Genomic DNA, 24,378 nt, shown 5'->3' on the forward strand with positions numbered 1-24,378 from the left:
ATGATGACTGATTCACCGCTATCGGGAGCAAGCCCCCTCCCACATTTGGTTTTGTGGTGGTCTTAGAAGTTGGCTTCCAGCGACACCATCGCTGTACGCTCCTCGCCCACGTTGTAATACGCCGTACTCGCCCCCAACCCGTTGACCGGCGCCGAGTTGAACGCCACGGTACGCGCCGAACTCAAGTATTCCTTGTCGAAGACGTTGAGCATCGACAGGCGCAGGGTCGCCGACTTGATGACCCTCTTGTCCACCGGCAAGTAAATACCGGCATTGAGGTCAAACACCGTACGGCCTTCGATCTTCTCCTTGTTGGTCAAATCACCATAGAAGCTGCCGACATACTTGCCCGCGACGTTGCCGTAAAACCGCGAGTCGTCGTACCCGAGCACCAGGTTGAACATGTTTTCCGGCACGTTGGCCAGTTGCTTGCCCGACGTTGGCAGCAGCACATTCTTACTGAGCAGGTCGTCCTTCTGCTCGGACTGGGTGTAGGTGTACGACGCGTAGTAGTTGAAGTTGTGCGGCAACAAGCCACTCCACTCCAGCTCCAGGCCCTTGTTATCGACGCTGCCGACGTTAAGCACCATGTAGTCACCGCTGGCGTCGGTGGTCGACACCTGGCGATCCTTGAAACTGATATAGAACAAGGTCGCACTCAGCGCCATGTCGTCTTCGGTGTAGCGCCAGCCCAGTTCCTGGTTCCAGCTCAATTCGGACTTGAGGCTGACGGAGTCGCCCTTGTTGTACAGCACGTAGTTGGGAGGCGTGCGCATATTGCGAGTGACGTTGTAGAACGCCTGGTTGCTTTCGTCGACCTGGTACTTGGCGCTGAAGTTGGGCAGGAACTGATGGTAACGGGTGTTACGTTTTTCCGCTTTGTCGTAGAGGCTGCCGAGATTGTTGCCGTCGCGCTCGACGTATTGGTAGGCCAGGCCCGCGACAAAACTCAGGTCCGGCGTGGCTTGCCAGTTGTCCTGTACCCAGAGTTTCTGCGCCGGGGTAACGGTGTAATAGTGGCGGCCTTGTACAGTGGCGCCATTCTTGTCGACCACCTGCCCGCCGCTGTTGTAATCGCCCCACACATCATCGGGTGCGCCCTCGCCGTTGATCCCGATAAATGGCTGGGTCTGGCGCTGGCGTGCGCGTTCATACCAGTAGCCGTAGTCCAGACTGTGCGCTTCGTTGATGTCCCACTTCATTTTGGCCGTGACGCCGGGGCGCCAGGTCTCGGTCCATGAAGGGCGGTAATAGTTGGCCGATTGCAGGTTACTCAGGTCGTAGTTGCCGGCCTTGTCAGACTTTGGCCCCAGGTTGGAGGCGGTCTGGCCGATGAAGCTGCCGCCGTTGGACCAGTAGTAGTACGGCGTGACTGTCAGCGACAGGTTGTCTTGCAATTGCCAGCGCTGGGTCAGCGTGGCGTTTACGCTTTCGAAGGGGTTGCGGTTGAGCTTGTAGGACGCAGACAACAGACCTGCCTTGTACACCGGGCTTTCGGCGTAGTCCTTGCGCCGCCCCTCCGTGTCAAACTGTGATTTGCTCAGGCTGTTGTAGTTGTAGTTTTCCTGTTTGTTGTACTTGACCGTGGCCAGTGTGGAATTGCCGTTGTCATCTTCGAACAAGCTGCTCCACTCGATCTTGTCGCTGCGCAGAGTGCCCTTGCCGCGCCACTTGTCGCCTTCCAGATGCGACGCCGAGACCCAGGTTTTCAGGCCGCCAAAATCGCCGGTATTAGCCCGCACAAACGTCTTGCGCAGGGCGTTGGCACCTACGATCTGCTTGGCGAATACCCCGGCATCCTTGGTCGGCCGGACAGTGATCATGCCGATGTTCCCGCCGCTGGAGCCAATGTGCGGGCCGTCTGCCTCGGAAGAGCCTTGGGTGGCGAACACTTCGGCGAGGTTTTCCGGGTCACCCAGCTGGTTGGAATACACGCTGTAGTTGCCCGAGTCGTTGATCGGCACGCCGTCGACCGAAACCCCGACCTGGTCCGAACTCATGCCGCGCATGGTGAAGGTGGTGCCGCTGGTGCCGCTGGCGTCATCACTGGAAACGTTGATGCCCGGGGTGTACTTGAGCTTGTCGATGGCGTTGGCGGTGCCCGACATTTCATCCATGGCTTCTTTGGTGACCGTGGAACGCGCCTTGGCACTTTCTTCGCGGATCATATGGCCGTTGCCCAGGGTCTGCTTGCCGGTAACGTTCACCGACCCCACATCCTGTGTGTCATCGGCCAGAACCAGCGGCGCAAAGCCGCCCAGGCCCGATGCCATAAGCAGGGCATAAAGAGTGTTGTAGTTCACGTGTAGATCCCTTACTGACATTGTTGTGTTGTATGGGGCAGAGGTGCTCTTCCTGACCACTTGTTCAGGAACCCAGGGATGATCCACGGCACGTGTAACCGTTTGGTGACAGGTTTTGGCGATTGCGATGAAGGTTTGGTGAAGCTAGCGCAACACGATCATGCGCCCCAGCAGCGAGTGTTGTTCAAAGCCGAGCACCGCTTGCAGCGCATTCAACACCGCCTGCGGATCCTTGCTTGGAAAGCTGCCGCTGACGCGCCTGGCGCCCATCTCATCGTTAAGCAACACGATGCGGCCCGGGTAATAACGGCTCAGGTCCTTGACCACATCCGCCAGCGGCGCCTTGTAGTAATTGAGCCAGCCGTCACGCCAGGCCAGGCGGGACTGGCTGTCGACAGCGTGCAGGGTGTCGGCTACGCCGTCGGCATAGGCCACTTGCTGACCTGCAGCCAGTACCTGTTGCAGGCCCTGTTTGGATGGCGTCACGCCAACCCGTCCGGATAACACCGTGACCTCTGCCCCGGCAGGTTGCAGGCGCACTTCAAACTGGGTGCCCAGCACCCGCGCTTCACCACCGCCTGCCTCCACCACGAAAGGCTGGCCCGTGTGGGTCACACTGAAAAATCCCGCACCGCGACGCAGTTGGATATGCCGCTCGCCATGGCTGAAATCCACGGCAATCGCGCTGTCGGCGTCGAGGGTGACCTGGGATTGATCTGCCAGGGTAAAGGTCTTCACCTCCCCCGCCGCCGTCACGTAATCGGCACCTAACTCATCAACCCAGCGCGACGGCTGCCAACCTGCGCCCATCGCCACCATCAACAGCAGGCTTGCGGCCATCGCCAGGGCGCCGGACCAACGCACCCCACGTGAATGCTTGGAGGTGTTGATCTTATTGAGGTAGCCCTGCAAGGCCAGCGCATCCTCATCAGCCAGCTGGCGTGCCGGCACTTCGCTCAACTCCCACAGCACCTGGGCCTGGGCGTAGGCCTCGACATGCGCGGGATCAGCGCGCAGCCAGCGGCTGAAAGTAGCCTGGTCGCCGCTGCTGGGCTGGTCATGCAACAGGCTCAGCCAGGCCAGCGCGGCCTGTTCCTGGGCGGGTGTGGGCGTAACGTTCACGGTGCTTTCCCTGGCGTGCGTGGAGGCGGCGGTTCGCGAAGGCTGGCCTTGCAGGCTTCGAGGGCGCGCATCATATGTTTTTCCACGGCGCTTTGGGACAGCCCCATGGCCTTGGCGATCTCCGCGTATTTGCGACCGTGGATGCGGTTGAGCAGGAAAATCTGCCGGGTGCGCTCGGGCAAGCTGCGCAAGGCGGCTTCGACATGGCGCAGATCATTGCCGGCCTCCAGCGCCGCCTGGGGTTCGCACCGCTGGTTATCTTGTTGCTCCGGCAACCAGCCTTCATTGCTGCGCACTCGGGCGCCTTCAGTGCGCAAATGGTCAATGGCGATATTGCCCGCGCAGCGCAGCAAGTAGGTACTGAGCTCTTCGACCTGCACCAGGGGGCGGCGCCAGAAACGCAGGAACAAATCCTGCACCAGGTCGGCCGCGGTGGCGCGGCAACCGACGCGGCGGCTGACCAGTGCCTCCATCTGCGAGCGCTGGGACAAAAATACCTGCAGGAAATGCGCACGCCCACCGGCCGCATCTGTGTGCGGGCTGTCCTGGGGTTCCGGCGGTGGACTGATCATCATGGCAGGCTCAGGACAGGGCGAATGCCGTAACAGGGCTGGCCAGCAGGCTCAGGCCCGCCAGGATCAAGGCCAGCCTTGGGCGATAAGGCAGCAGCAACACCAGCAGCAAGGCGCTGAGCATCAACACCGCGCACCACTGCACCAGGCCCTGGCTCCAACCGGCGGCAAGCACCGCGGGCCAGATCGCGACAATCAGCAGCAACCAACCGCCCACGCGCAGCCCCAAACGCCGAGTGGGCGTGGGTTTGCTGTGCAGCAGCTCGCCGTGGTGACGGTCTGTGGACAGGCACAGCGCAGTAAACCCGGCGTAGCACATCAGCAGCGCGAGCAGCATCAGCTGGCCTCCTGCTTGAGCGTCAGGCCACGTGCACGTTCGGCCTTGGGTTGCGGCGCGGTGCGATGGTGCATCTTCCAGGCCGCCCAGGCGAGAAACGCACCACTGGCCAGGCAGGTCAGATCGAAGCCGGCCATCGCCCAGTCGCCATTGACCAGAGAAACGCCCAAATGCTGCGAGGTGGTGCTGGCGTTAAGCAGTGGGACCGCCGCAAACAGCAACGCGCCGAAGCTCAGTTGCTCGACCCAACCCTGGCGACCGCGACGCAACATGGCGTGCAGCAGGCTCAGGCCCCAGGCGATAAAGAACGCTTGTACTTCCCAGTCGGAACGCTCGGCGAAACTCACCGGCAACAGTCGGTTGGCCCAGAAAAACGCAGCGATGGCGATCATCAGCCCGGACATGCTGGCAATGTTCAACACTTCCACCAACCGCAGTTCAAACGGCATCACCGAAGTTTTGGCATGCTTGAGCTGGCGCTTGCCGAGCCAGATCACCAGCCCCGTGCCAATCATCGCGGTGCCCGCCAGGCCGCAGATAAAGTACAACCAACGCAGCACGGGACCGGCAAAATGGCCCATGTGCAAACCATAGAAACTGCCACCAATCACCGCAGGCAAAGACGGCTCGCCACTGGCCCGCAACAGCTCGCCAGTGGTGCCGTTGAACGACAGGGTATTGCCAAAGGCGTGCACCACGCTGTCGGAGCCGGCGCGAAACACATTCACCGAGGCGTTGACATCGCCAGGGTTATTGACCGCCAGCCGCCCCACATGGCCGCCCGCCCACTGCTCGCGCGCCTGCTGGTACATCGGCAGTAACGGCAGCAACTGACCGGGCTGGCCGAGGGCCGGCGCATTGTTGGTAGCGGGGAACAACTCATCGAAGAACGCCCGGCTGTCGTCGCCATAGGACGCCATGATAGGCGCGGGCATGACCATGTTCATGAAAATCACCAGGCTGCTGTAGGTGATCATCAGGTGAAACGGCAGCACCAGCACGCCCACCGCGTTGTGCCCGTCGAGCCAGGAGCGCTGACCTTTGCGCGGGCGGAAAGTGAAGAAGTCCTTGAAGATTTTCTTGTGGGTGATGATGCCGGTGATCAGCGCGACCAACATCACCATGGCGGCGATGGTCGACAGCCAGCGGCCCCACGGGTAAGGCATTTGCAGCTGGAAGTGGAACCGATAGAAGAACTCGCCGCCCTTGCTGTCGCGGGCCTGGACGGGTTGGCCGCTGACCGGGTCGAGGGTTTTCTGGATGAAGGTGCCGCGCTTGCCGGGCTCGACCTTGTCTTGCCACATCACGGACAGGCCGGGATCACGATGGGTAGGCAAGGTAATGAACCAGCGTGCGGCCGTGGGCGCCTGTTGTTGCAGGTAATTCTGGGCTACGGCAAGGCTACGCCCGTCGTCCAGGGGATGGGCCTGCACTTCGGGCTGCATCCAGTGGGTAATTTCGTCTTTGAAATAGGCCAGGGTGCCGGTCAGGAAAATCGCAAACAGCAGCCAGCCGAAGATCAATCCGGCCCAGGTATGCAGCCAGGCCATGGCCTGGCGAAAGCCCTCTTTCATGTGCGCGCCACCCAGAAACCAACGCCGGCCAACGTGGCGAACAGCGCACTTGGCACCATCACCCCGGCCCAGGCGCGCCAGGCCGTGCGGCAAGCAAAACACCAGAGCACCGCCAACAGGTAGAACACAAACGAACTCATCATGCCGGTGACCACCGCATCGGCGCGGGAAGTGGGCAACCAGAGCGCCAGGCAGATGGCGGCCAGGGAGGCCATCAAGTAACCACCGATCACAGCCGCCAGCACGCGCGAGGTGACGGCGAGGCGATAGGAAATGGGCAATGCGGTTTTGCTTTTCATGCGGCAGGCGCCAAGTTCATCAACGCGCAATATTAATGATAAATATTCTCATAAGCAAAAGAGAACGGATGAATCACCTGCCCTGGCCGATTGCCGAAGCTCGTTACCCGCCCTACAATGCGAACAATTCTTGTTCTCTAAAGCGTGTCAATGCTTGTGGAGTGATCGCGTTGCAGCCGTCCAACACCGTCGAAGTTTTGTATAACGACCATCACCACTGGCTCACCGGCTGGTTGCGACGCAAGCTCGGCTGCCCGGAAAACGCCGCCGACCTGGCCCAGGACACCTTTATTCGCGTGCTCAGCGCACGGGATACCCCGACACTGATCGAGCCCCGCGCCTTCCTCACCACCGTGGCCAAGCGCGTGCTGTGCAACTTCTATCGCCGCCAGGACCTGGAGCGCGCCTACCTCGATGCCTTGGCGCAAATGCCCGAGCACGTGGCGCCATCGGAAGAAGACCGCGCAATCATTCTGCAAACCCTGCTGGAGCTGGACCAACTGCTCGACGGCCTGCCCAGGCTGGTTAAACGTGCGTTCCTGCTGGCCCAGCTCGACGGCCTGACCTACGCGCAAATCAGCGCAGAACTGGGCATTTCCATCGCCACGGTCAAACGCCACCTGACCAAAGCCGCCATGCGCTGCTACTTCGCCCTATGAACGTGTCCAGCCAAGTCGCCGAACAAGCCGTGCACTGGCTGCTGGAAATGCAGCAAGGCGCGCTCAACCCTCGCCAGCAAGCGGCCTGGCAACAATGGCTGAACGCCCACAGCGAGCACCAGCGTGCGTGGGAGCAGATTCAGCAGGTCAATCAGCGCTTGCGCGGGATGCCCTCGCCCCTGGCGCACGCTGCGTTGAATGCACCGCGCTCCAGCAGCCGACGCCAGGCGCTGAAGTTGCTGTTGATCCTGGGCGCTGGCTCGGCAGCGGCCTGGAGCCTGCGTCAGCAACATATTCTGCCGCCGCTGAGCGCCGACTATCGCAGCCCGGTTGGCCAGCGCCGTACGGTGCAATTGGCCGACGGCAGCCAGTTGCAGCTCAACACCGGCAGCGCGGTGGATGTACATTTCGACGGTCGGCAGCGCCTGGTACGCCTGCTCGAAGGGGAAATCCTGCTCACCTCCCGTGCCGGTGATACGCCGTTGCGCGTGCTGACCGGCCAGGGCCTGCTCAGCAGCCAGGCGGCGCGCTTGAATGTGCGCCAGTTCAACGACCACACCCAATTGGCGGTGCTGGCCGGCCAGGTCGAGGTGATGCCCAACAACTACAGCGGCTTGCCGCTGAGCGTCGATGCCGCACGCCAGGTCAATTTCACCCGCAAGGGCTGGGACACCCCACGCGCCACCGACGCCAACAGCGGCGCCTGGGCCGACGGTATGTTGGTGGCTGCACACATGCGCCTTGAAGACTTCTTGAATGAACTGGGGCGTTATCGTCGCGGCCAGCTCAATTGTGACCCGCAGGTGGCAAACCTTTTGCTGTCCGGCAGCTACCCGCTGGATAACAGCGAACGCATCCTGGACCTGCTGGAAATCAGCCTGCCGGTGAAAGTTCGGCGCTTTACCCGCTATTGGGTGACCGTGCAGGCCCGAGCCTGAATTTATTTTGCATTTGTGTGAGCTGTTTTCCGCACCTGGCGTGACAGAGAAGGAAAGCCACCTTGATCCTTCCTTCTCAGGACCACCTTCATGCCCCAGCAACCGACGCTTCTTGCCCGCACCTTGCGCCAACTCCTACTGGGCGCCAGCCTCAGCCTGACCGTGCTGCCTGCGGTGATGGCCGCCGACGCCAAGGCGTACCACATCGCGCCGACCACCCTGGAAGCGGCCCTGAATCAATTTGGCCGCCAAGCCGGTGTGCTGGTGTCATTCGGTTCCCACGTGACGGCCGGTATGCAAAGCCCTGGCCTGTCGGGCAATTACAGCGCGGCCGAGGGCCTGAGCAAACTGCTGGAGGGCACCGGCCTGCAAGCCCGGGCCGAGGGCGACAATGCCTTCAGCCTGCAACCGGCTGGCGCCCCCGCCACCCTCGAACTGCAAACCTCCAACGTGGTCGGCGACTGGCTCGGTGACGCGGCGCAAACCAACGTGTTCGAACACCCCGGCGCCCGTGATGTGATCCGCCGCGAGGAGTTCGAACGCCAAGGTGCAACCCAAGCCCGCGACGTGCTAAACCGCATTCCCGGCGTCAACGCCCCGGAAAACAACGGCACCGGCAGCCATGACATGGCGCTGAACTTCGGCATTCGCGGGCTCAACCCGCGCCTGGCATCGCGCTCCACGGTGCTGATGGATGGCATCCCGGTGCCCTTCGCGCCCTATGGCCAGCCGCAGTTGTCCTTTGCGCCGATCAGCATGGGCAACATGGACGCGGTAGATGTGGTCCGTGGCGGCGGTGCGGTGCGCTACGGCCCGCAGAACGTCGGCGGCATCGTCAACTTCGTGACCCGCGCCATCCCGCAGGCGCCCACGGTCAAGGGCGGCTTGCAGACCGAGACCAGCCCGTCTTCCAGCCACGACGGCTTCAAGACCACTGGCAACCTGCTGGCCGGCGGCACTGCTGACAACGGCTTGGGCGGCGCGATCCTGTACTCCGGCACCCGGGGTGGCGACTGGCGCGAAAACAGCAACACGCGCATCGACGACCTGATCCTCAAGGGCAAATACCAACTGGACGACGCCAACAGCTTCAACGCCATGGCGCAGTACTACGAAGGCCAGGCCGACATGCCCGGAGGCTTGAACGTCAAGGATTACAAGGCCGACCCGTATCAGTCCACCCGCCCGTACGACAAATTCTGGGGCCGCCGTACGATGTTCAACGTCGGCTATCGCTACGAGCAGGATCGCCGCGAATTCACGGTCAACAGTTTCTTCACCAAGACCCTGCGCAGCGGTTACCTGGACCAGGGCAGCTTCCTGTCGCTGTCGCCACGCGAATACTGGGTACGCGGCCTGGAAACCCGCTTCGCCCAGGGCTTCGACCTTGGCCCGACCAGCCATGAAGTGGGTGTCGGCTATCGCTATATCAATGAAGCCGGCCACGAGTTGCGCTACCGCACGCCGATTGCCGCCAACCAGCAAATCCCCACCACCAACAGTCGCAACGACCGCGACACCCGTGGCGGCACCGAAGCCAACGCGTTCTTTATCGACGACCGCATTGATATCGGCAAGTGGACCATCACACCGGGCGTGCGCTACGAGATGATCGAGTCCCAGCAGACCAACAACCTCAGCAACGTCAAATACAAAGGCGACTACAACACCGCACTGCCGGCACTGAACGTGCTCTATCACCTCACCGACGACTGGAACCTCTACGCCAACACCGAAGGCTCGTTCGGCAGCGTGCAGTACAGCCAGATGCCCAACCGCGTGAACAGCGGCGAAGTAAAACCGGAAAAAGCCCGCACCTGGGAACTCGGCACGCGCTACGACAATGGCAGCCTGCGCGCAGAAATCGGCGCATTCCTGATCAACTTCGACAACCAGTACGACAGCAACCAGACCAACGACACGGTGATCGCCCGCGGTGAAACCCGTCACCAGGGCATCGAGTCGAGCATCAACTATGCGCTCGACGGCCTGAGCCCGGCGCTGGCGGGTTTCGATGTGTATGCCACTTATGCCTATGTCGACGCGACCATTCGCGAAGACGGCCCGAACAAAGGCAACCGCGTGCCCTTCTCGTCCAAGCACAAAGGCACCCTCGGCGTGGGTTACACCGAAGGCCCGTGGAAGCTCAACCTGGACAGCAGCTACCAGAGCAGCCAGTTTGCCGACAACGCCAACACCCAGGCCGAGAGCGCCGACGGTGCCAATGGGCGGATCCCCGGCTACATGCTGTTCAGCAGCCGCGCGGCCTATGACTTCGGCCCGCAATTGTCGGATTTGAATGTGGCGGTGGGGGTGAAGAACATCTTCAACAAGCAGTACTACACCCGCTCGTTTGACGACAACAACAAGGGCAAGTATGTGGGTGAGCCGCGTACGGTGTATGTGCAAACCTCTATCGCGTTCTGACCCAAATCTGCAGAACAACACAGAACCTACTGTGGGAGGGGGCTTGCTCCCGATGGCGGTGTGTCAGTCGGTACATTTGCCACTGATACACCGCCATCGGGAGCAAGCCCCCTCCCACATTGGACCTAACCGACTTCAACTGCCCGCCAGGCAACTGGGCGTGGCCGCCACCAACGCATCGATGGCACACCGCGTCTTGGCCGGCATATGCACCGCCGTCGGCCAGACCACATGGATCGGCGCAGGCTGTTCGCGATAGCTGGGCAGCACCGCTTCCAATTGCCCCCGCAGCGCATAGTGAGCAATCAACCAACTCGGCAACCAGGCCAGGCCCACGCCCGCGATGGCGGCATCGGCTAGCGCCTGGAGGTCGTCCACTATCAGGGGCGAAGCCAGACGCGAGCGATGCGTGGTGTTGCTGCGATACGCAATGCCGCGATGAGCGGCCAGGTCTTCGATACGTTCAATGGCGCCCTTGCGCTGCAGATACGCCGGCGAGGCTGCCAGCCCCATGGCCTGCTGGCCCAGGCGACGGGCACTCAGGCGGTCGGTGTCCGGCAACGGGCCGATGCGTACGGCCATGTCGAAGCCTTCTTGCGCCAAATCGATCATGCGGTCGGAGAAGCAAATCTCGATTTCAAGTTCAGGGTAACTCTCCATCAAGCCCCACAAGGCCGGTGCCGCATAGTGGTGCCCGAACGCCAGCGGCACACTGACCCTCAGCCGTCCCCGTGGTTGTTGCCGACCACTTTCGAGCACCGATTCGGCCGCTTCCAGTTCGGCCAATGCGCGCAGGCAATGTTCGTAGTACGCCTGCCCATCCTCGGTCAACCGCTGGCGGCGCGTGGAGCGCTGCAACAGGCACGTGCCCAGCCGCGCCTCCAGACGCGCCAAGCCTTTACCGACGGCCGAGCGTGTAAGGTTCAGGCGCTCGGCGGCGTCGGTCAGGTTGCCGCTCTCAACGATTTGCAAAAACAGCTCAACGCCATCAAAACGCGGGGTAGCCATGCGTCAATTGTCGCCTTTGATTCCCATATCAATGGAAAACTTATCACGAATAACGAATCCGGTTCCCGAGAGAATAGAGCCCTCCCCTATTTGAAAGGAACTCGTCATGCCGTCCGCCGCAGCTGCATCGGCCCTCAACCCGCCGAGCACCGCCAGAAATGCCCTGGCCCTCACCGCCGTTTGCCTGGTGGCCCTCATGTTCGGCCTGGAAATCTCCAGCGTGCCGGTGATCCTGCCGACGCTGGAACAGGAATTGGGTACCGGCTTTCAAGACGCCCAATGGATCATGAATGCCTACACCCTGGCCTGCACCAGCGTGCTGATGGCGGCAGGCACGCTGGCGGATCGTTTCGGTAGGCGGCGCGTGCTGGTGCTGTGTCTGTGGGTGTTCGCCCTGGCCTCGCTGGCGTGTGGCCTGGCCAACGATGCGCCGACACTGATCGTGGCGCGGTTCATCCAGGGCATTGGCGCCGGCGCGATGATGATTTGCCAGTTTGCCATCTTGTCCCACCAGTTCCGCGAACCGGCGGCGCGGGCGCGAGCGTTCGCGATATGGGGCGTAATTGCCGGCGTGGGCCTGGGTTTCGGGCCGATGATCGGGGCAGTGATACTGGCCGTCGCGGACTGGCGCTGGGTGTTCCTGGTGCATGTACCACTGACCCTGTTTACCTTGGCGCTGCTGCACATCAGCGTGCAGGAATCCCGTGACCCGGCCAGCCATCGCCTCGACATTGCCGGCATGTTGACCATGACGCTGGCGGTGTTTGCGCTGGTCTACTTCATCACCCAGGGCAGCGAGAACGGCTTCGGCACCCCGGCGATGCTCGGCTGGGCCGGCCTGTCGGTCTTCGGACTGCTGCTGTTTATCTTGATCGAACGGCGCAGCGCCCATCCGATGTTCGACTTCTCGGTGTTCCGCATCCAACGTTTCAACGGCGCCTTGATGGGCTCAATCGGCATGAACTTCAGCTTCTGGCCGTTCATGATCTACTTGCCACTGTATTTCCAGGCGGGCCTGGGTTACGACACGCTGACCACCGGCGCCGCACTGCTCGCGTATACCTTGCCCACTTTGTTGGTACCGCCATTGGCCGAACGCCTGGCCCTGCGCTTTGGCGCCGAACGCATCATCCCCCTGGGCCTGGGGACGATGGGCGCAGGTTTTTTGGGCATGGCCGCGGTTAATTACGCCGAACAGCCCAGCACAGCACTGGTGCTGCTCAGTTGCGCGATCGCCGGCATTGGGCTGGCGCTGACCAATTCGCCGACCACCAATACCACTACCGGCGCCGTCTCGACTGACCGCGCAGGCATGGCCTCGGGCATCGACTTCAGCGCACGGCTGATCACCCTGGCGCTCAACATCGCATTGATGGGGCTGGTGCTGTTGCTCGGAATCAGCCATCACCTGGCCAATGTATTGCCGACCAGCACGGCGGCGGATTGGGCAACCCTCAGCCAGCATATTGCGGCGGGCAAGCTGAACGCGCCTGGCCTCACAAGCCTGGAGGCACAGACGGCCCTGCGTAGCGGTGCTGGTTGGGCCATGCTGTTTGCGGGCTTGGGCGCTTGCGGACTGGCCGCTCTGAGCCGGTATTTCTTCCAGCGACGGCGTTGAACGAAAACGGGCCTGCATATGCAGGCCCGTTTTCAGTGGGGGTTTAAAAAACGGTCAGCCGTTGATTGCAGCGTTTTCGTTTTCCAGGAATTCCTCTTCAAGCGCGTCTTCATTCACTTTGTTGATTGGCTGGGTTTTCGCGGCAGCGCGGGGCTTGCCTTGCAGTTTGCCAAACAGGTGTTCCAACGCATGGTCCAACTTGGTGGCGGCGCCATCGATCGCTTGTTCCAGCGTATCGGCTTTATGGCACACGGAAACCGGTTGATGGCCCTTTGGCCGTGCTTCCAGGCGGCAACTTAAATCGTGGGGACCGGGCTTGTCGCCGTTCTCATCCCGCAGGTAGACCTCAACGCGGGTCAGGTCTTCTTCGTAACGTTCGAGCGTGCTCTCAATGGTAGTACGTACCCACTCCTCCAGTCGGATGCTGCTTTCAATATGGTTATCGCTATTGACTTGGATTTGCATAGTTCTTCCCTTATTTCAGCTAGCTCGCCAGAGGTCACAAACTGCAACACCAGGGTGGTGAAACCATGACCTCCTGATTACACAATTGAGCACCTGCTAAAACAATTCAACCCCTTTGCAAAGATAAATCCTACATTACAAATTAACCCTGACGACGGGCAAAAACGCTGGTAGGGTGGGGAGTTAGTTACAACTTCTTACGTTCTGTTTTCCTCACAATTGCCCCTCTCCCAACGGGTGCAAACCGCGAAAAATCCCTGCTTCCTCCACCAGCCAGTCGTGCACCGCGCGCACGCCGGGGTGGCTCAATGCACCTGGCGCATACAGCAGCACATAGCGCTTATGGTTGGGCACGGCCAGGCCAAACGGCACAATCAAGGTGCCGCGTTCCAGTTCATCATTGAGCAACGTGCGCCGCGCAATCGCTACCCCCATGCCGGCAATGGCGGCTTCGATGGTCAGGTGGTTGCGGTTGAAGGTATGCCCGCGCCGCACGTCGGCACCGTGGTGGCCGATGGCATTCAGGTAGAACTCCCACTCGGCATATTCATAACTCCCACGCCAGGCAGTGATGTCGTGCAGCAGCGGAAAATGCGCCAGATCGGCCGGGCCATGCAACGGCGGCCGTCCACGTAGAAGGCTGGGGGCGCACACCGGGAATATCTGCTCGTCCAGCAGGGCTGTGGATAACAAGCCGGGGTAGCTGCCATCGTTGAGGTCGATGGCCAGGTCAAAGTCGCCTTCATGCAGGGCGATGCTGCTGTCTTCGGCGACCATGCGCAGTTGGATATCGGGAAAGCGCTGCTGCAAACGTGGCAGGCGCGGGGTCAGCCATTTGCCGAGAAACGAGGGGATCGAGCGCAGGCGCAGGGTGCCGCTGATCATCCCGGCATCCAAGCGCTGCAATTCCGCATCAATGCTGCCATAAGCCTCGCCGACCACCGCCGCCAGGCGCTGCCCCTCGGCGCTGAGTTCAACGCCACGGGCGCGCCGATGAAACAGACGAAAGCCCAGGCGCTCCTCCAACTGGCGAATCTGCTGGCTCACCGCCCCCGGTGTGATGTGCAGTTCTTCGGCGCAGCGGGTGAACGACAGATGCCGTGCAGCGCAAGAAAACACATGCAGCCACACATAGGTCTGGCCGTGAAGGGGGCGGGTCATAGCGTTTAGTCCTGCTAAAGGGTGTCTTAGGATAATTCGTTGGTCAGTGCCGATCCAGAGGCTCAGTATCGCGCCAATTCCGCCTGCTCTACAAAACATGGCAGCGATTTCTACTCCATTGCTTGTAAGGCTTTAGCATGGCTATCAGTGTTTTCGATCTATTCAAGGTGGGCATTGGCCCCTCCAGCTCCCATACCGTCGGCCCGATGCGCGCTGCCGCGACGTTCGCCCAGGCCCTGACCGATCAGCATTTGCTCAGCCAAACCCGCCGCGTTGAAGTGCGTCTGTACGGCTCGCTGTCCGCCACCGGCGTAGGCCATGCCACTGATCGCGCCTGTGTGATGGGCTTGATGGGCGAATGGCCGGACCGCGTCGACCCCACCTCGATCAATGCGCGTATCCAGCAACTGCGCGAGTCGGGTCAATTGCTATTGGCCGGCTCCCAGGCAATCGCTTTCAACTGGCACACCGACCTGTTGCTGCTGGATGAAAGCCTGCCTTACCACCCCAACGCCATGTCCCTGCACGCCTATGGCGACAACGGCCCTCTGAGCGAGCAGACCTATTACTCGGTAGGCGGTGGTTTCATCATCGAAGCCGCGGAAGCCGCCTCGGGCATTGCGCCGACCAGCGACGTGCAATTGCCGTACGACTTTTCCAGTGCCGTGGAACTGCTGGCGTTGTGCAACAAGCATGGCTTGCGGGTTTCCGAACTGATGATGGCCAACGAACGTGCGTGGCGCAGCGACGAAGAGATCCGTAGTGGCCTGCTGCACATCTGGTCGGTGATGCGCGAATGCGTGGAACAGGGCCTGCGCGATGAAGGCATCCTGCCCGGCGGCCTGGACGTACCGCGCAGGGCGGCGAAACTGCACCGCAGCCTGCTGGAAATCGGCAAACCCAATGTGATCACTTCAACCTTGTCGGCGATGGAATGGGTCAACCTGTTCGCCCTCGCCGTCAACGAAGAAAACGCCGCCGGCGGGCGCATGGTCACTGCCCCGACCAATGGCGCGGCCGGCATCATCCCGGCGGTGCTGCATTACTACATGAAATTCAACGCCGACGCGTCTGACGATGATGTGGTCAATTTCTTCCTGGCCGCCGCCGCCGTCGGCATCCTCTGCAAGAAAAACGCCTCGATCTCCGGCGCCGAAGTCGGCTGCCAGGGCGAAGTGGGCTCGGCCTGCGCCATGGCCGCCGCCGGCCTGGCCGATATTCTCGGCGCCCCCCCCGAGCAACTGGAAAACGCCGCCGAAATCGGCCTGGAACATAACCTCGGCCTGACCTGCGACCCGGTCGGCGGCCTGGTGCAGGTGCCGTGCATCGAGCGTAATGCCATTGCCGCGGTCAAGGCGATCAACGCCACGCAAATGGCCCTGCGCGGTGACGGCAAGCACTTCATTTCCCTCGACCGGGTAATCCGCACCATGCGCGATACCGGCGCCGATATGCATGACAAATACAAAGAAACTTCACGGGGCGGCCTGGCGGTCAGCTGGGTGGAGTGCTGATCGGAGCACTGCTACCCGCCCCAACGTGAGCCCGCGCAAAAATAATAACGAGGCAATACCGATGACTGATGTACGTACACCTGCTGCCGAAAATCCCGCTCTGGACAACACCGTTACCACCGGCTGGACCAAACACGACACCACCTGGATGCTCGGCCTCTACGGCACCGCCATCGGCGCCGGTACCCTGTTCCTGCCGATCAACGCAGGCGTCGGCGGGTTCTGGCCGCTGATCGTGCTGGCGCTGCTGGCTTTTCCGATGACTTTCTTCGCCCACCGTGGGCTGACGCGCTTTGTGTTGTCGGGCAAATCCGGCGACATCACCGAAGTGGTCGAGGAACACTTTGGTGTCGGCGCCGGCAAGCTGATCACCCTGCTCTACTTCTTTGCGATCTTCCCGATCCTGCTGGTGTACAGCGTGGCACTGACCAACACATTGGGCAGTTTCATGGAGCACCAACTGCACATGACCCCACCGCCCCGTGCGATCTTGTCCCTGGTGCTGATCCTCGGCCTGATGGCCATCGTGCGTTGTGGCCAGGGTGTGATCGTCAAGGCCATGAGTGTGCTGGTGTACCCTTTCGTTGCTGCGCTGTTGCTGCTGGCTGTCAGCCTGATCCCCAACTGGAATGGCGCGTTCTTCGCCTCCGCCAGCGAAGGCATGCCGCTGCCGCTGTTCTTCAAGACGCTGTGGCTGGCGATCCCGGTGATGGTGTTCTCGTTCAACCACTCACCGATCATCTCCGCTTTCGCCGTGGACCAGAAGCGCGTCTACGGCGCCCAGGCCGAGCGCAAAAGCAGCGGCATCCTCGCCACCGCCCACGCCATGATGGTGCTGACCGTGATGTTCTTCTGCTTCAGCTGCGTACTGGCGCTGTCACCTGCTGACCTGGCCGCCGCCAAGGCGCAGAACATCTCGATCCTGTCGTACCTGGCCAACCACTTCCAGACCCCAGTAATCGCCTACGCCGCGCCGCTGATCGCGCTGGTGGCGATTACCAAATCGTTCCTGGGCCACTACATCGGCGCCAGCGAAGGCTTCCAGGGCTTGATCGTCAAATCCCTGCGCGGGCGCAACCGCTCGATGTCGGCGAAATGGCTGGAACGCTCCACCGCGCTGTTCATGGTGCTGACCTGCTGGGCCGTGGCCACCTTCAACCCAAGCATCCTGGGCATGATTGAAACCATGGGCGGGCCGATCATCGCGTGCCTGCTGTTCCTGATGCCGATGTACGCGATTCGCCGCGTGCCATCTTTGCGCCAGTATTCAGGTCAGGTATCGAATGTGTTTGTGGTGGTCATCGGGCTGATTGCGCTGTCTGCGATCGTTTTTTCCGTGATGCCCTGAAATAGCTCACTGACCTCAAGCACAACGCAGATCAAATGTGGGAGGGGGCTTGCCCCCGATAGCGGTGTATCAGCCAATAAATACTCGGCTCAAAGACTGCTATCGGGGGCAAGCCCCCTCCCACTTTGAGCTTCCAGCGCCTGTACGGCACGGCCCTTGCTGTAGAGCTATTGAGGAAAACGGAATTTGGCCGATGGTCAGGCAATGCGAACTAATCCTGACACCGGCCGTCAATGACTGCATGTTCTTATCAGGCGGTAACGCACCATGGACAATCCTTTTCAGATCATCACCGACACCTTCACCCCCCAATACCGCGTCAATCTGAGCATCCAACGGTTGGACGGCAGCATCATGCTCACCCTCTCGGACGAGACCGGCGTGGTGGCCAAGCGCATGATCAGCGCCGAACAGCGCAACGACCCGCAGCGCCTCAAGCGCCTGGTGCAAAGCATCCAGTTCGGCATCGCCATCGAACAGGGTCATAGCGCCGTGGAAATCCTGGAGCTGATGACGGACGGCGACAGCCACAAACTCCTGCAGCGACCGCCCGCCCGTACCCTGCCCTTCAGCGTGGGGCTTTAAAGCTCGCCCTTCTCGGTCTCAAGGCTCGCTTCGCCCTTGCGGCGCGGGCTCTCGACCTTCACCGAAGGGAACGCCGACGACGCATAGCGCACCACCAGGATCGCGAACGCCAACAACAGAATTCCGCCGCACAGGTAGATGATGCCTACATCCGGCGGGTTGTGGTGCGACACGTTGGAGATCAGCAAACGCGTGAGCGCGGTGATTGCCACATAAATCAGGAAGCGTACCGGCATATGGTTGGTCTTGAAGTAAATCCCGACCATCGCGCCCAGTTCCAGGTAGATGAACAGCAGCAAGATGTCATCGATCTTGATGTGCCCATTTTCCAGCATCCCCAAAAACTCCATCACCGCTGCCCAGGCGGTCACCGCACCAATGGCAAACAACGCCAGGTAGTGAAACGACTCGACAAACAGATTGCCCAGGGACTCGGCCAGCCCGTGGACTTGCTGGCGCAGCCTTTCGGCCCAGTTGATTTTCACGATGATGCTTCCTTAGGTCGGTTCGACCGGATAATGCGGGTTGGACGTGACGGTTGTTCTGTATGCAGAAACAAGGCCATAGGCAGGATAGTGAGATGGTGGCGGGCTGACATTAGGCACTTAATCAATCCTTGTGGCGAGGGAGCTTGCTCCCGCTGGGGTGCGCAGCGCCCCCATTTCCCAACTACATTAAAAACCTACTATCCAAACCCCAACGTTTGGCTTATCCTTTTAGCTGTATATAAATACAGTAGTCGCAAAAGACAACTATCGTGAAGGCATGTGAGGTGGTGAATGGCCGTCGAAGTGGTATACCGCAGCAGCCGAGATCTGGAGCGTTTGTTCATGGATAAAGCCGAAGCTGACCGTCATGACAAGATGCTTGAACTCGCTGAGTTGCTGGCAGAGGTGTTGCAAAAAGCCGTGCCGTCGTTGAGCGAGCAGCAGGTGGAAGAAGCCGGGATCTACATGGCGAAGAACCGCGATGTATTTGCCAAGGCGTTCAAGAGCCAACCGGACGCGCTGTCCGAGCTGTTGAACCCGGCGGCAGAGTAAAGCCCGAATTGAACAGGCCCTGAATCATGGATTCAGGGCCTTTTTAATGCCCGGCCTATTTGTACAGCAAGCGTTCGGCCAGCTCATCGGCGACCCTTGCAGGGGAGCGCTTTTCGGCTTGGGCGTGGGCGAAGATTTCGGTCAGGCGCGTGCCAATGTTCGACAGGTGCGCGGTGATGCCGGGCAGGTCGGTGCCGGCGTGTTTGAGGGCGACGTAGATCAGGCCGCCGGAGTTGATCACGTAGTCCGGGGCGTAGAGGATGCCGCGGCCTTCCAACTGGTCGGCGATGTCCAGGTTGGTCAATTGTGCGCTGGCCGAACCTGCCACGGCAGCGCACCGCAACTGGCCGACGCTGTTACGGTTGAATACGGCGCCGACGCCGCAGGGCGCGAGGATGTCGCAGGGGGTGCTGAGCAAGGCGTCGTTGGCAATCGGGTGGGCGCCCAGTTGTTCCATGGCCAGTTGCACCTTGCCGTGGTCGATGTCGCTGACCAGCAGTTCTGCACCCGCGGCGTGCAGTTGCTCGGCCAGGGCATAACCGACGTTGCCCAGGCCCTGCACCGCTACGCGCAGGCCCTCAAGGTTGTCGCTGCCCAGGCGCGCCATGGCGGTGGTACGGATGCCGGCAAACACCCCCATGGCGGCATGGGGCGCAGGATCGCCGGCGGCGGTGGTGCTGGTGACGAAGCGGGTGTTCTGGGCGATGCAATCCATGTCGGCGACCGAGGTGCCGCTGTCGATCGAGGTAATGAAACGGCCGTCGAGTTTTTCGATACAGCGGCCAAACGCCTCGAATAGCGCGGCGCGGCTCTCCACGTGCACAGGGCGGATGATGACCGCCGTGCCGCCGCCCACCGCCAGCCCGGCCAATGCAGCCTTGTAGCTCATGCCTTGGGCCAGGCGCGCGGCATCGGCCACGGCACTGTCATCGTTGGGGTAAGCCAGGTAGCGACAGCCGCCCAAGGCAGGCCCCAGGCGACTGTTGTGGATGGCGATGATCGCTTTCAGCCCGGTCACCGGGTCGACGCTCAGGTGCAGCGATTCAAGGCGGGTGCTGTGCATGAGCGCAAACATCAATGAGCTCCCGAATCACTTTTGGTTGTGGGCAAAGTATAGGCTCGCGGCAGAAAACTGCTGGATTGCACTGGAATAAGCCGCGCTGTTTCGTAAGATCCAGGACATAAGCACGCAGGATATTTTTCAAGATACTGGACGAAATTTCCTGGCAAGGCTAAAACGGGGCATCCGCCGGAGAACGCGATGAATCCCCGCACAGCCTTTTTCGCCTGCCTGGACCGTTCACCCCCTGCGCTGTTTGAAGCCGCGCTGTGGATGGCTGCCGAACACGATGCCAGCGTACAGCCGTTGCTGATCCTGCAAGAGCTGCGTGTGCTGCAACAGCAGGTCAGCCTGGGCATGCCCCTGTTGCCGGCCGATGAACTCGGCCAGCCGCTGCTGCGGCGCCTGAATGACCTGGGGTTTGCCCAGGATGATCAGACCCCGTTGCGCCCCGCGGCCGCGCTGCTGGACAAAGTGCTGCTGCGAAAACGCGGGCAACCCTTGGCCATGGGCCTGATCGCACTGGAAATGGCACGGCGCCTGGATATCCCCATGGTCGGGGTAAATTTCCCCGGCCACTTCCTGCTACGCGTACCCGGTGCCGACCACCTGCTGGACCCGTGCGGCGGTCGACGCCTGTACCCCAACGACTGTCGCGAACTGCTGCACCGCCAATACGGGCCAAAACTCAACTTGCACGCCGACCACCTGCACACCGCCGAGCCTAGGGCGATCCTGCAGCGGCTGTCACGTAACCTGCGCCAACTGCACCTCGCCAACGACGATCCCCTGGCTGCCCTGGTGGACGCCGAGCGCGTACTGGAACTGGGCAATGCCAGCGCCGCCGACTACCTTGCCCGCGCCAGCCTGTACCAGCGCCTGGATTGCCCGAGCGCCGAGCGCTTTGACCTGGAACATGCGTTGATGCTCAGCGAAGACCCAATCCAGCGCCTGCGCCTGACCGAGCGGCTGGGGCACCTGCCGCCCAATTCAGTGGTGCATTGACCTAATTGAGAATATCGCCAGGCACTGGCGTTTTTAGCGTAGTGGAGCCCGGCGCCCGCACCTGAATAATCAACAGCGCCGCAATCACCGCCGGAATCGCACAGAAGAAGAAAATCTGCTCCACCGGTATATGCATCGCCAGCAACATACTGCCGAACAGCGGCCCCAGGATTGATCCAAAACGCCCTACCCCCAACGCCCAGCCTGTGCCGGTGGCGCGCACCTGCGCCGGGTAGAAATTGCTCGCAAAGGCATTGAGGGTCAGTTGCCCGCCGATGATGCAGAACCCGGCGGCGAACACGCAGGCCACCAGGTAACGTGGATTGTCGTGGTTCAAGCCCAGCAGGATGGTGCACAACGCAGCCGCCGCCAGCACCCCGGACAGCAACCGCACTTTGCTTTTCAGACGGTCGGCAAACCAGGCCATGAGGATGGCGCCCAAGGTGCCGGCAAACAGGAACATGGACGTGACCAGGTTGGCTTCGTTCAGCGCCAGGCCGCTTTCGAGCAACAGCGATGGCAACCAGCTGATCATGAAATACAGCAAAATCAGGCTGACAAAAAAAGTCGCCCAGATCAGCAGCGTCGGGCGCGCGTAGCCGTTGCGAAACAGCTCCACCACCGTCAGTTTGCTGCCTTGTTCCTGCAGGTTTTCAGCTTCGGTCGCGGGCGGCGGTTGCCAGTCGGGCAGCATCCGCGCCGTGACTTTGCGCAAACGCAGATACGGCGGGGCATCGCGCAACAGGCGTGGCAAGGATTCGGGCAACAGCCACACCAGGAACGGGAACAGCAGCAACGGCGTTACCCCACCAGCCAGGAACACCGCCTGCCAACCAAAGCTGTCGATAAACCCGGCCGCCACAAAGCCGCCCGCCGCGCCGCCGAACGAAAAGCCGCAGGCCGCCAGGGTCACCATCAAGGTGCGCATGCGCGGCGGCGAATATTCAGACATCAATGCCATGGCACTGGGCATTGCGCCCCCCATGCCGATGCCGCAGATAAACCGCGCCGCCATCAGTGTGGTGAGGGAATTGGCAAACACCATCAGTACGGTGAGGCTGGCATAGATCAGCACACAGGCCAACAGGATGCGCCGCACGCCGAAACGATCCGCCAGCGGTGTCACCAGCAGCGAGCCGAGGGTCAACCCGAGCAGGTTGGCGCTGAACACCGGCCCGAACGCAGCTTTTTCCAGGCCCCAATCCTGAGCCAGCGCCGGCACTACATAGCCCAGCACCTGGGCGTCGTAGCCATCGGTGACCAGCAGTAATGCCAGCAACACGAGAATCAACCACTGGTAGCGCGACACCGGACGGGCGTCGAGTGCCGCGCGAAAGCTGGCAATCTGATTGTGCATCGCAAGGTACCTTTATTTTTTATTAGGTTGGCACGATCAAAGGTGGGAGGGGCGGTGTGTCAGGTTGATTGGCGGGGTGGGCCTGTACGAAGGCCGGATGCTGCGCCGCCAACGCTGCCACTCGCCCAATGCGCGGGTAAGCCACCAGCGGCACCTTGAAACGTTCGGCCGCATACAGCTGTGGAATCAGAAATGCATCCGCCATGCCTGGCTGCTCGCCAAAGCAGAAGCCCTTATCTCCAATCAACTGCTCCACCGCACCCAGCCCCTGGCTGACCCAATGGGCGATCCATTCAAGCAACTGCGCTTCATCGTGCCCCCACTGACGCAACAGGTTCTGCGTGCTGGAGTTGTGCAGCGGGTGGATATCGCAGGCGATGATCGACGCTACCGCCCGCTCATGGGCGCGCGCTACCGGGTCTTTGGAGAGCAACGGCACCTGTGGATAACGCTCCTCCAGGTATTCGATGATCGCCTGCGACTGGATCAACATCTCCCCTTGATCAGTACGCAGCGCCGGCACACGTCCTTGAGGGTTGATCGCCAGATACTCGGGCTGGTGATTGGCGCCGCCTGCCGGGACCAGCAGGTTGACTGGCAGCGCGGTGAAATCCAGGCCCTTGAGCGCCAGGGCAATACGTACCCGATACGACGCGGTGGAACGGTAGTAAGTATAGAGTTCCATGACCCTGCCCTCTTAACGTGCCGCAACCACAGTACCGCGGCATTCACCAAAGCCGATGCTGGCAAAACCTTCGCGGCGGCAACGGCCACGCAGGATGATTTCGTCGCCGTCTTCAAGGAATTTACGTACCTCGCCCGAGGCCAATTCAATCGGCTTCTTGCCGCCTTCGGTAATTTCCAACAGGCTGCCGAACTGCCCCGGCTGCGGCCCGGACAAGGTGCCTGAACCAAACAGGTCGCCGGCCTGTAACTGGCAACCGTTGACGCTGTGGTGCGCAACCATTTGCGCCACTGTCCAGTACATATGCTCGGTATTGCTCAAGGTCAGGCGATAGGCGGGCAGGTTCTGCTCGCGCATTGAGGCGGTGGTGAGCAGCACTTCCAGCTCGATATCAAAGGCGCCCGCGTTCTGATCACGTTTATCCAGCAGATACGGCAGCGGTTGCGGGTCGCCCTCGGGCCGCGCCGGTTGCGCTTTGCGAAAGGGCTCCAGCGCTTCGGCGGTCACCACCCATGGCGAAATACTGGTGATAAAGCTTTTCGACAGGAACGGGCCCAGCGGCTGGTATTCCCAGGCCTGGATATCTCGCGCCGACCAGTCATTGAGCAGGCAGAAACCGGCGATATGCTCGGCCGCATCGCCGATGGCAATCGCTTCGCCCATGGCATTGCCCTGGCCGATCCAGATGCCCAGCTCCAGTTCGTAGTCCAGGCGTGCGCAGGGGCCGAACGTCGGTTCGGACTGGCCGGCCGGCAGTGTCTGGCCTTTGGGGCGCCGGACCTGCGTGCCCGACGGGCGAATGGTCGACGCCCGGCCGTGGTAACCAATCGGCACGTACTTGTAGTTGGGCAACAGGGGGTTATCCGGGCGAAACAGTTTGCCGACGTTCTGCGCGTGCTCGATGCCGACGTAGAAGTCGGTGTAGTCATTGATCTTCGCCGGCAAGTGCATCTGGCAATCGGCGGCGTGGTGCAGCACCTGCGCTTCGCGCTGTTGCAGCTGGCTGCCTTCGGCCAGCAGCTCCAGCAGGCGCTCGCGTAACGCCACGCGTGGCCCACGGCCAAGTTCAAAAAAGGCGTTCAATTGGCCACCCGCTGTTGCCTCAACGGCACGCCGGGCATCACCGTCAAATTCATCCAGCGCGGCGTGCAGGTCGAGGACCATGTCGCCGATCGCCACGCCACAGCGCGGGGCCGAGCCGTTGATACTGAACACGCCCAGGGGCAGGTTCTGCAGGGGGAAATCCGCGTGACCGTTGGCCGAGGCCACCCAGCTGCGGGTCTGCGTTGGTTGCGTCATGG

General features: G+C 61.4%; 23 protein-coding genes. 9 read left to right on the plus strand and 14 right to left on the minus strand.

Features of this window, described 5'->3' with window-relative positions; all coding sequences use genetic code 11:
• Positions 1-62 precede the first annotated feature (62 nt).
• From E4O98_RS06335 to E4O98_RS06360, 6 genes are all read right to left on the minus strand, one after another.
• Positions 63-2,303 (minus strand): TonB-dependent receptor, encoded by a 2,241-nt coding sequence (locus tag E4O98_RS06335; RefSeq protein WP_248134431.1) that lies wholly within the window; start codon positions 2,301-2,303, stop codon positions 63-65.
• Positions 2,304-2,447: 144 nt separating this feature from the next.
• Positions 2,448-3,425, minus strand: a complete 978-nt coding sequence (locus tag E4O98_RS06340) for a FecR family protein (protein WP_078820358.1) — start codon at positions 3,423-3,425, stop codon at positions 2,448-2,450.
• Positions 3,422-4,000, minus strand: coding sequence for an RNA polymerase sigma factor (locus E4O98_RS06345; RefSeq protein ID WP_032877628.1), 579 nt, complete (start codon positions 3,998-4,000; stop codon positions 3,422-3,424). Before E4O98_RS06345 ends, E4O98_RS06340 begins: the two co-directional genes overlap by 4 nt.
• A 7-nt stretch (positions 4,001-4,007) precedes the next feature.
• Positions 4,008-4,334, minus strand: coding sequence for a DUF3325 domain-containing protein (locus tag E4O98_RS06350; RefSeq protein WP_032877629.1), 327 nt, complete (start codon positions 4,332-4,334; stop codon positions 4,008-4,010).
• Positions 4,334-5,908, minus strand: coding sequence for a PepSY-associated TM helix domain-containing protein (locus E4O98_RS06355; protein WP_248134433.1), 1,575 nt, complete (start codon positions 5,906-5,908; stop codon positions 4,334-4,336). Before E4O98_RS06355 ends, E4O98_RS06350 begins: the two co-directional genes overlap by 1 nt.
• Positions 5,905-6,207 carry a DUF3649 domain-containing protein gene (locus E4O98_RS06360; RefSeq protein ID WP_032877631.1) on the minus strand — a complete coding sequence of 101 codons (303 nt, stop codon included), beginning with the start codon at positions 6,205-6,207 and terminating at the stop codon, positions 5,905-5,907. The genes E4O98_RS06355 and E4O98_RS06360 overlap by 4 nt, the downstream gene beginning before the upstream one ends.
• Positions 6,208-6,377: 170 nt before the next feature.
• Here E4O98_RS06360 and E4O98_RS06365 point away from each other — a divergent pair, with 170 nt between their 5' ends.
• From E4O98_RS06365 to fecA, 3 genes are all read left to right on the plus strand, one after another.
• Entirely contained in the window at positions 6,378-6,866 is a 489-nt protein-coding gene (locus E4O98_RS06365; RefSeq protein WP_103733591.1) for a sigma-70 family RNA polymerase sigma factor, read from the plus strand.
• Entirely contained in the window at positions 6,863-7,804 is a 942-nt protein-coding gene (locus E4O98_RS06370) for a FecR domain-containing protein (RefSeq protein ID WP_103733378.1), read from the plus strand. Before E4O98_RS06365 ends, E4O98_RS06370 begins: the two co-directional genes overlap by 4 nt.
• A 90-nt stretch (positions 7,805-7,894) precedes the next feature.
• The gene (gene fecA / locus E4O98_RS06375) at positions 7,895-10,231 is read left to right on the plus strand and encodes a TonB-dependent Fe(3+) dicitrate receptor FecA (RefSeq protein WP_248128076.1); all 2,337 of its coding nucleotides are present in this window, start codon (positions 7,895-7,897) and stop codon (positions 10,229-10,231) included.
• 135 nt (positions 10,232-10,366) lie between these two features.
• Here fecA and E4O98_RS06380 read toward each other — a convergent pair whose 3' ends face one another.
• Positions 10,367-11,239: a LysR family transcriptional regulator gene (locus E4O98_RS06380; RefSeq protein ID WP_032877634.1), complete on the minus strand. Its 873-nt coding sequence runs from the start codon at positions 11,237-11,239 to the stop codon at positions 10,367-10,369.
• Positions 11,240-11,345: 106 nt separating this feature from the next.
• Between E4O98_RS06380 and E4O98_RS06385 the strand changes: the two genes are divergently transcribed.
• Positions 11,346-12,857, plus strand: a complete 1,512-nt coding sequence (locus tag E4O98_RS06385) for an MFS transporter (RefSeq protein ID WP_032877635.1) — start codon at positions 11,346-11,348, stop codon at positions 12,855-12,857.
• A 54-nt stretch (positions 12,858-12,911) separates the two neighbouring features.
• Here E4O98_RS06385 and E4O98_RS06390 read toward each other — a convergent pair whose 3' ends face one another.
• Both E4O98_RS06390 and E4O98_RS06395 read right to left on the minus strand, forming a co-directional pair.
• Complete coding sequence (locus tag E4O98_RS06390) at positions 12,912-13,322, minus strand: HPF/RaiA family ribosome-associated protein (protein WP_032877636.1); 411 nt, start codon at positions 13,320-13,322, stop codon at positions 12,912-12,914.
• A 213-nt stretch (positions 13,323-13,535) separates the two neighbouring features.
• Positions 13,536-14,483, minus strand: a complete 948-nt coding sequence (locus E4O98_RS06395) for a LysR substrate-binding domain-containing protein (protein ID WP_005785109.1) — start codon at positions 14,481-14,483, stop codon at positions 13,536-13,538.
• Positions 14,484-14,620: 137 nt separating this feature from the next.
• Here E4O98_RS06395 and E4O98_RS06400 point away from each other — a divergent pair, with 137 nt between their 5' ends.
• From E4O98_RS06400 to E4O98_RS06410, 3 genes are all read left to right on the plus strand, one after another.
• Positions 14,621-15,997, plus strand: a complete 1,377-nt coding sequence (locus tag E4O98_RS06400) for an L-serine ammonia-lyase (protein WP_248134435.1) — start codon at positions 14,621-14,623, stop codon at positions 15,995-15,997.
• Between the two features lie 61 nt (positions 15,998-16,058).
• Positions 16,059-17,345: a serine/threonine transporter gene (locus E4O98_RS06405; protein ID WP_148853394.1), complete on the plus strand. Its 1,287-nt coding sequence runs from the start codon at positions 16,059-16,061 to the stop codon at positions 17,343-17,345.
• A 267-nt stretch (positions 17,346-17,612) separates the two neighbouring features.
• Positions 17,613-17,930: a DUF3509 domain-containing protein gene (locus E4O98_RS06410; RefSeq protein WP_032877639.1), complete on the plus strand. Its 318-nt coding sequence runs from the start codon at positions 17,613-17,615 to the stop codon at positions 17,928-17,930.
• Here E4O98_RS06410 and E4O98_RS06415 read toward each other — a convergent pair.
• Entirely contained in the window at positions 17,927-18,415 is a 489-nt protein-coding gene (locus tag E4O98_RS06415) for a phosphate-starvation-inducible PsiE family protein (protein ID WP_003188808.1), read from the minus strand. The two genes, E4O98_RS06410 and E4O98_RS06415, sit on opposite strands and share 4 nt — an antisense overlap.
• Positions 18,416-18,709: 294 nt before the next feature.
• Between E4O98_RS06415 and E4O98_RS06420 the strand changes: the two genes are divergently transcribed.
• On the plus strand, positions 18,710-18,970 hold the full coding sequence (locus tag E4O98_RS06420; protein ID WP_003188807.1) for a YebG family protein: 261 nt from the start codon (positions 18,710-18,712) through the stop codon (positions 18,968-18,970).
• A gap of 55 nt (positions 18,971-19,025) precedes the next feature.
• Here E4O98_RS06420 and E4O98_RS06425 read toward each other — a convergent pair whose 3' ends face one another.
• Positions 19,026-20,045 carry a Glu/Leu/Phe/Val dehydrogenase dimerization domain-containing protein gene (locus E4O98_RS06425; protein WP_248134439.1) on the minus strand — a complete coding sequence of 340 codons (1,020 nt, stop codon included), beginning with the start codon at positions 20,043-20,045 and terminating at the stop codon, positions 19,026-19,028.
• 186 nt (positions 20,046-20,231) lie between these two features.
• On the opposite strand from E4O98_RS06425, the gene E4O98_RS06430 reads away from it, so the two are divergent.
• Positions 20,232-21,035: a tetratricopeptide repeat protein gene (locus E4O98_RS06430; RefSeq protein WP_248134440.1), complete on the plus strand. Its 804-nt coding sequence runs from the start codon at positions 20,232-20,234 to the stop codon at positions 21,033-21,035.
• 1 nt (position 21,036) lies between these two features.
• Here the strand turns inward: E4O98_RS06430 and E4O98_RS06435 are convergent, their stop codons facing one another.
• Genes E4O98_RS06435 through fahA form a run of 3 tightly spaced genes read right to left on the minus strand, consistent with a single transcriptional unit; the run spans position 21,037 to position 24,376 of the window.
• On the minus strand, positions 21,037-22,392 hold the full coding sequence (locus E4O98_RS06435; protein WP_148853397.1) for an aromatic acid/H+ symport family MFS transporter: 1,356 nt from the start codon (positions 22,390-22,392) through the stop codon (positions 21,037-21,039).
• Positions 22,393-22,414: 22 nt separating this feature from the next.
• Positions 22,415-23,077 carry a maleylacetoacetate isomerase gene (gene maiA / locus E4O98_RS06440; protein WP_248091170.1) on the minus strand — a complete coding sequence of 221 codons (663 nt, stop codon included), beginning with the start codon at positions 23,075-23,077 and terminating at the stop codon, positions 22,415-22,417.
• Positions 23,078-23,089: 12 nt separating this feature from the next.
• Positions 23,090-24,376 carry a fumarylacetoacetase gene (fahA, locus tag E4O98_RS06445; protein WP_248134441.1) on the minus strand — a complete coding sequence of 429 codons (1,287 nt, stop codon included), beginning with the start codon at positions 24,374-24,376 and terminating at the stop codon, positions 23,090-23,092.
• Between the last annotated feature and the right edge of the window lie 2 nt (positions 24,377-24,378).

The organism is Pseudomonas sp. W2Jun17 (genome assembly GCF_023127795.1).
GTDB lineage: Bacteria > Pseudomonadota > Gammaproteobacteria > Pseudomonadales > Pseudomonadaceae > Aquipseudomonas > Aquipseudomonas synxantha_A.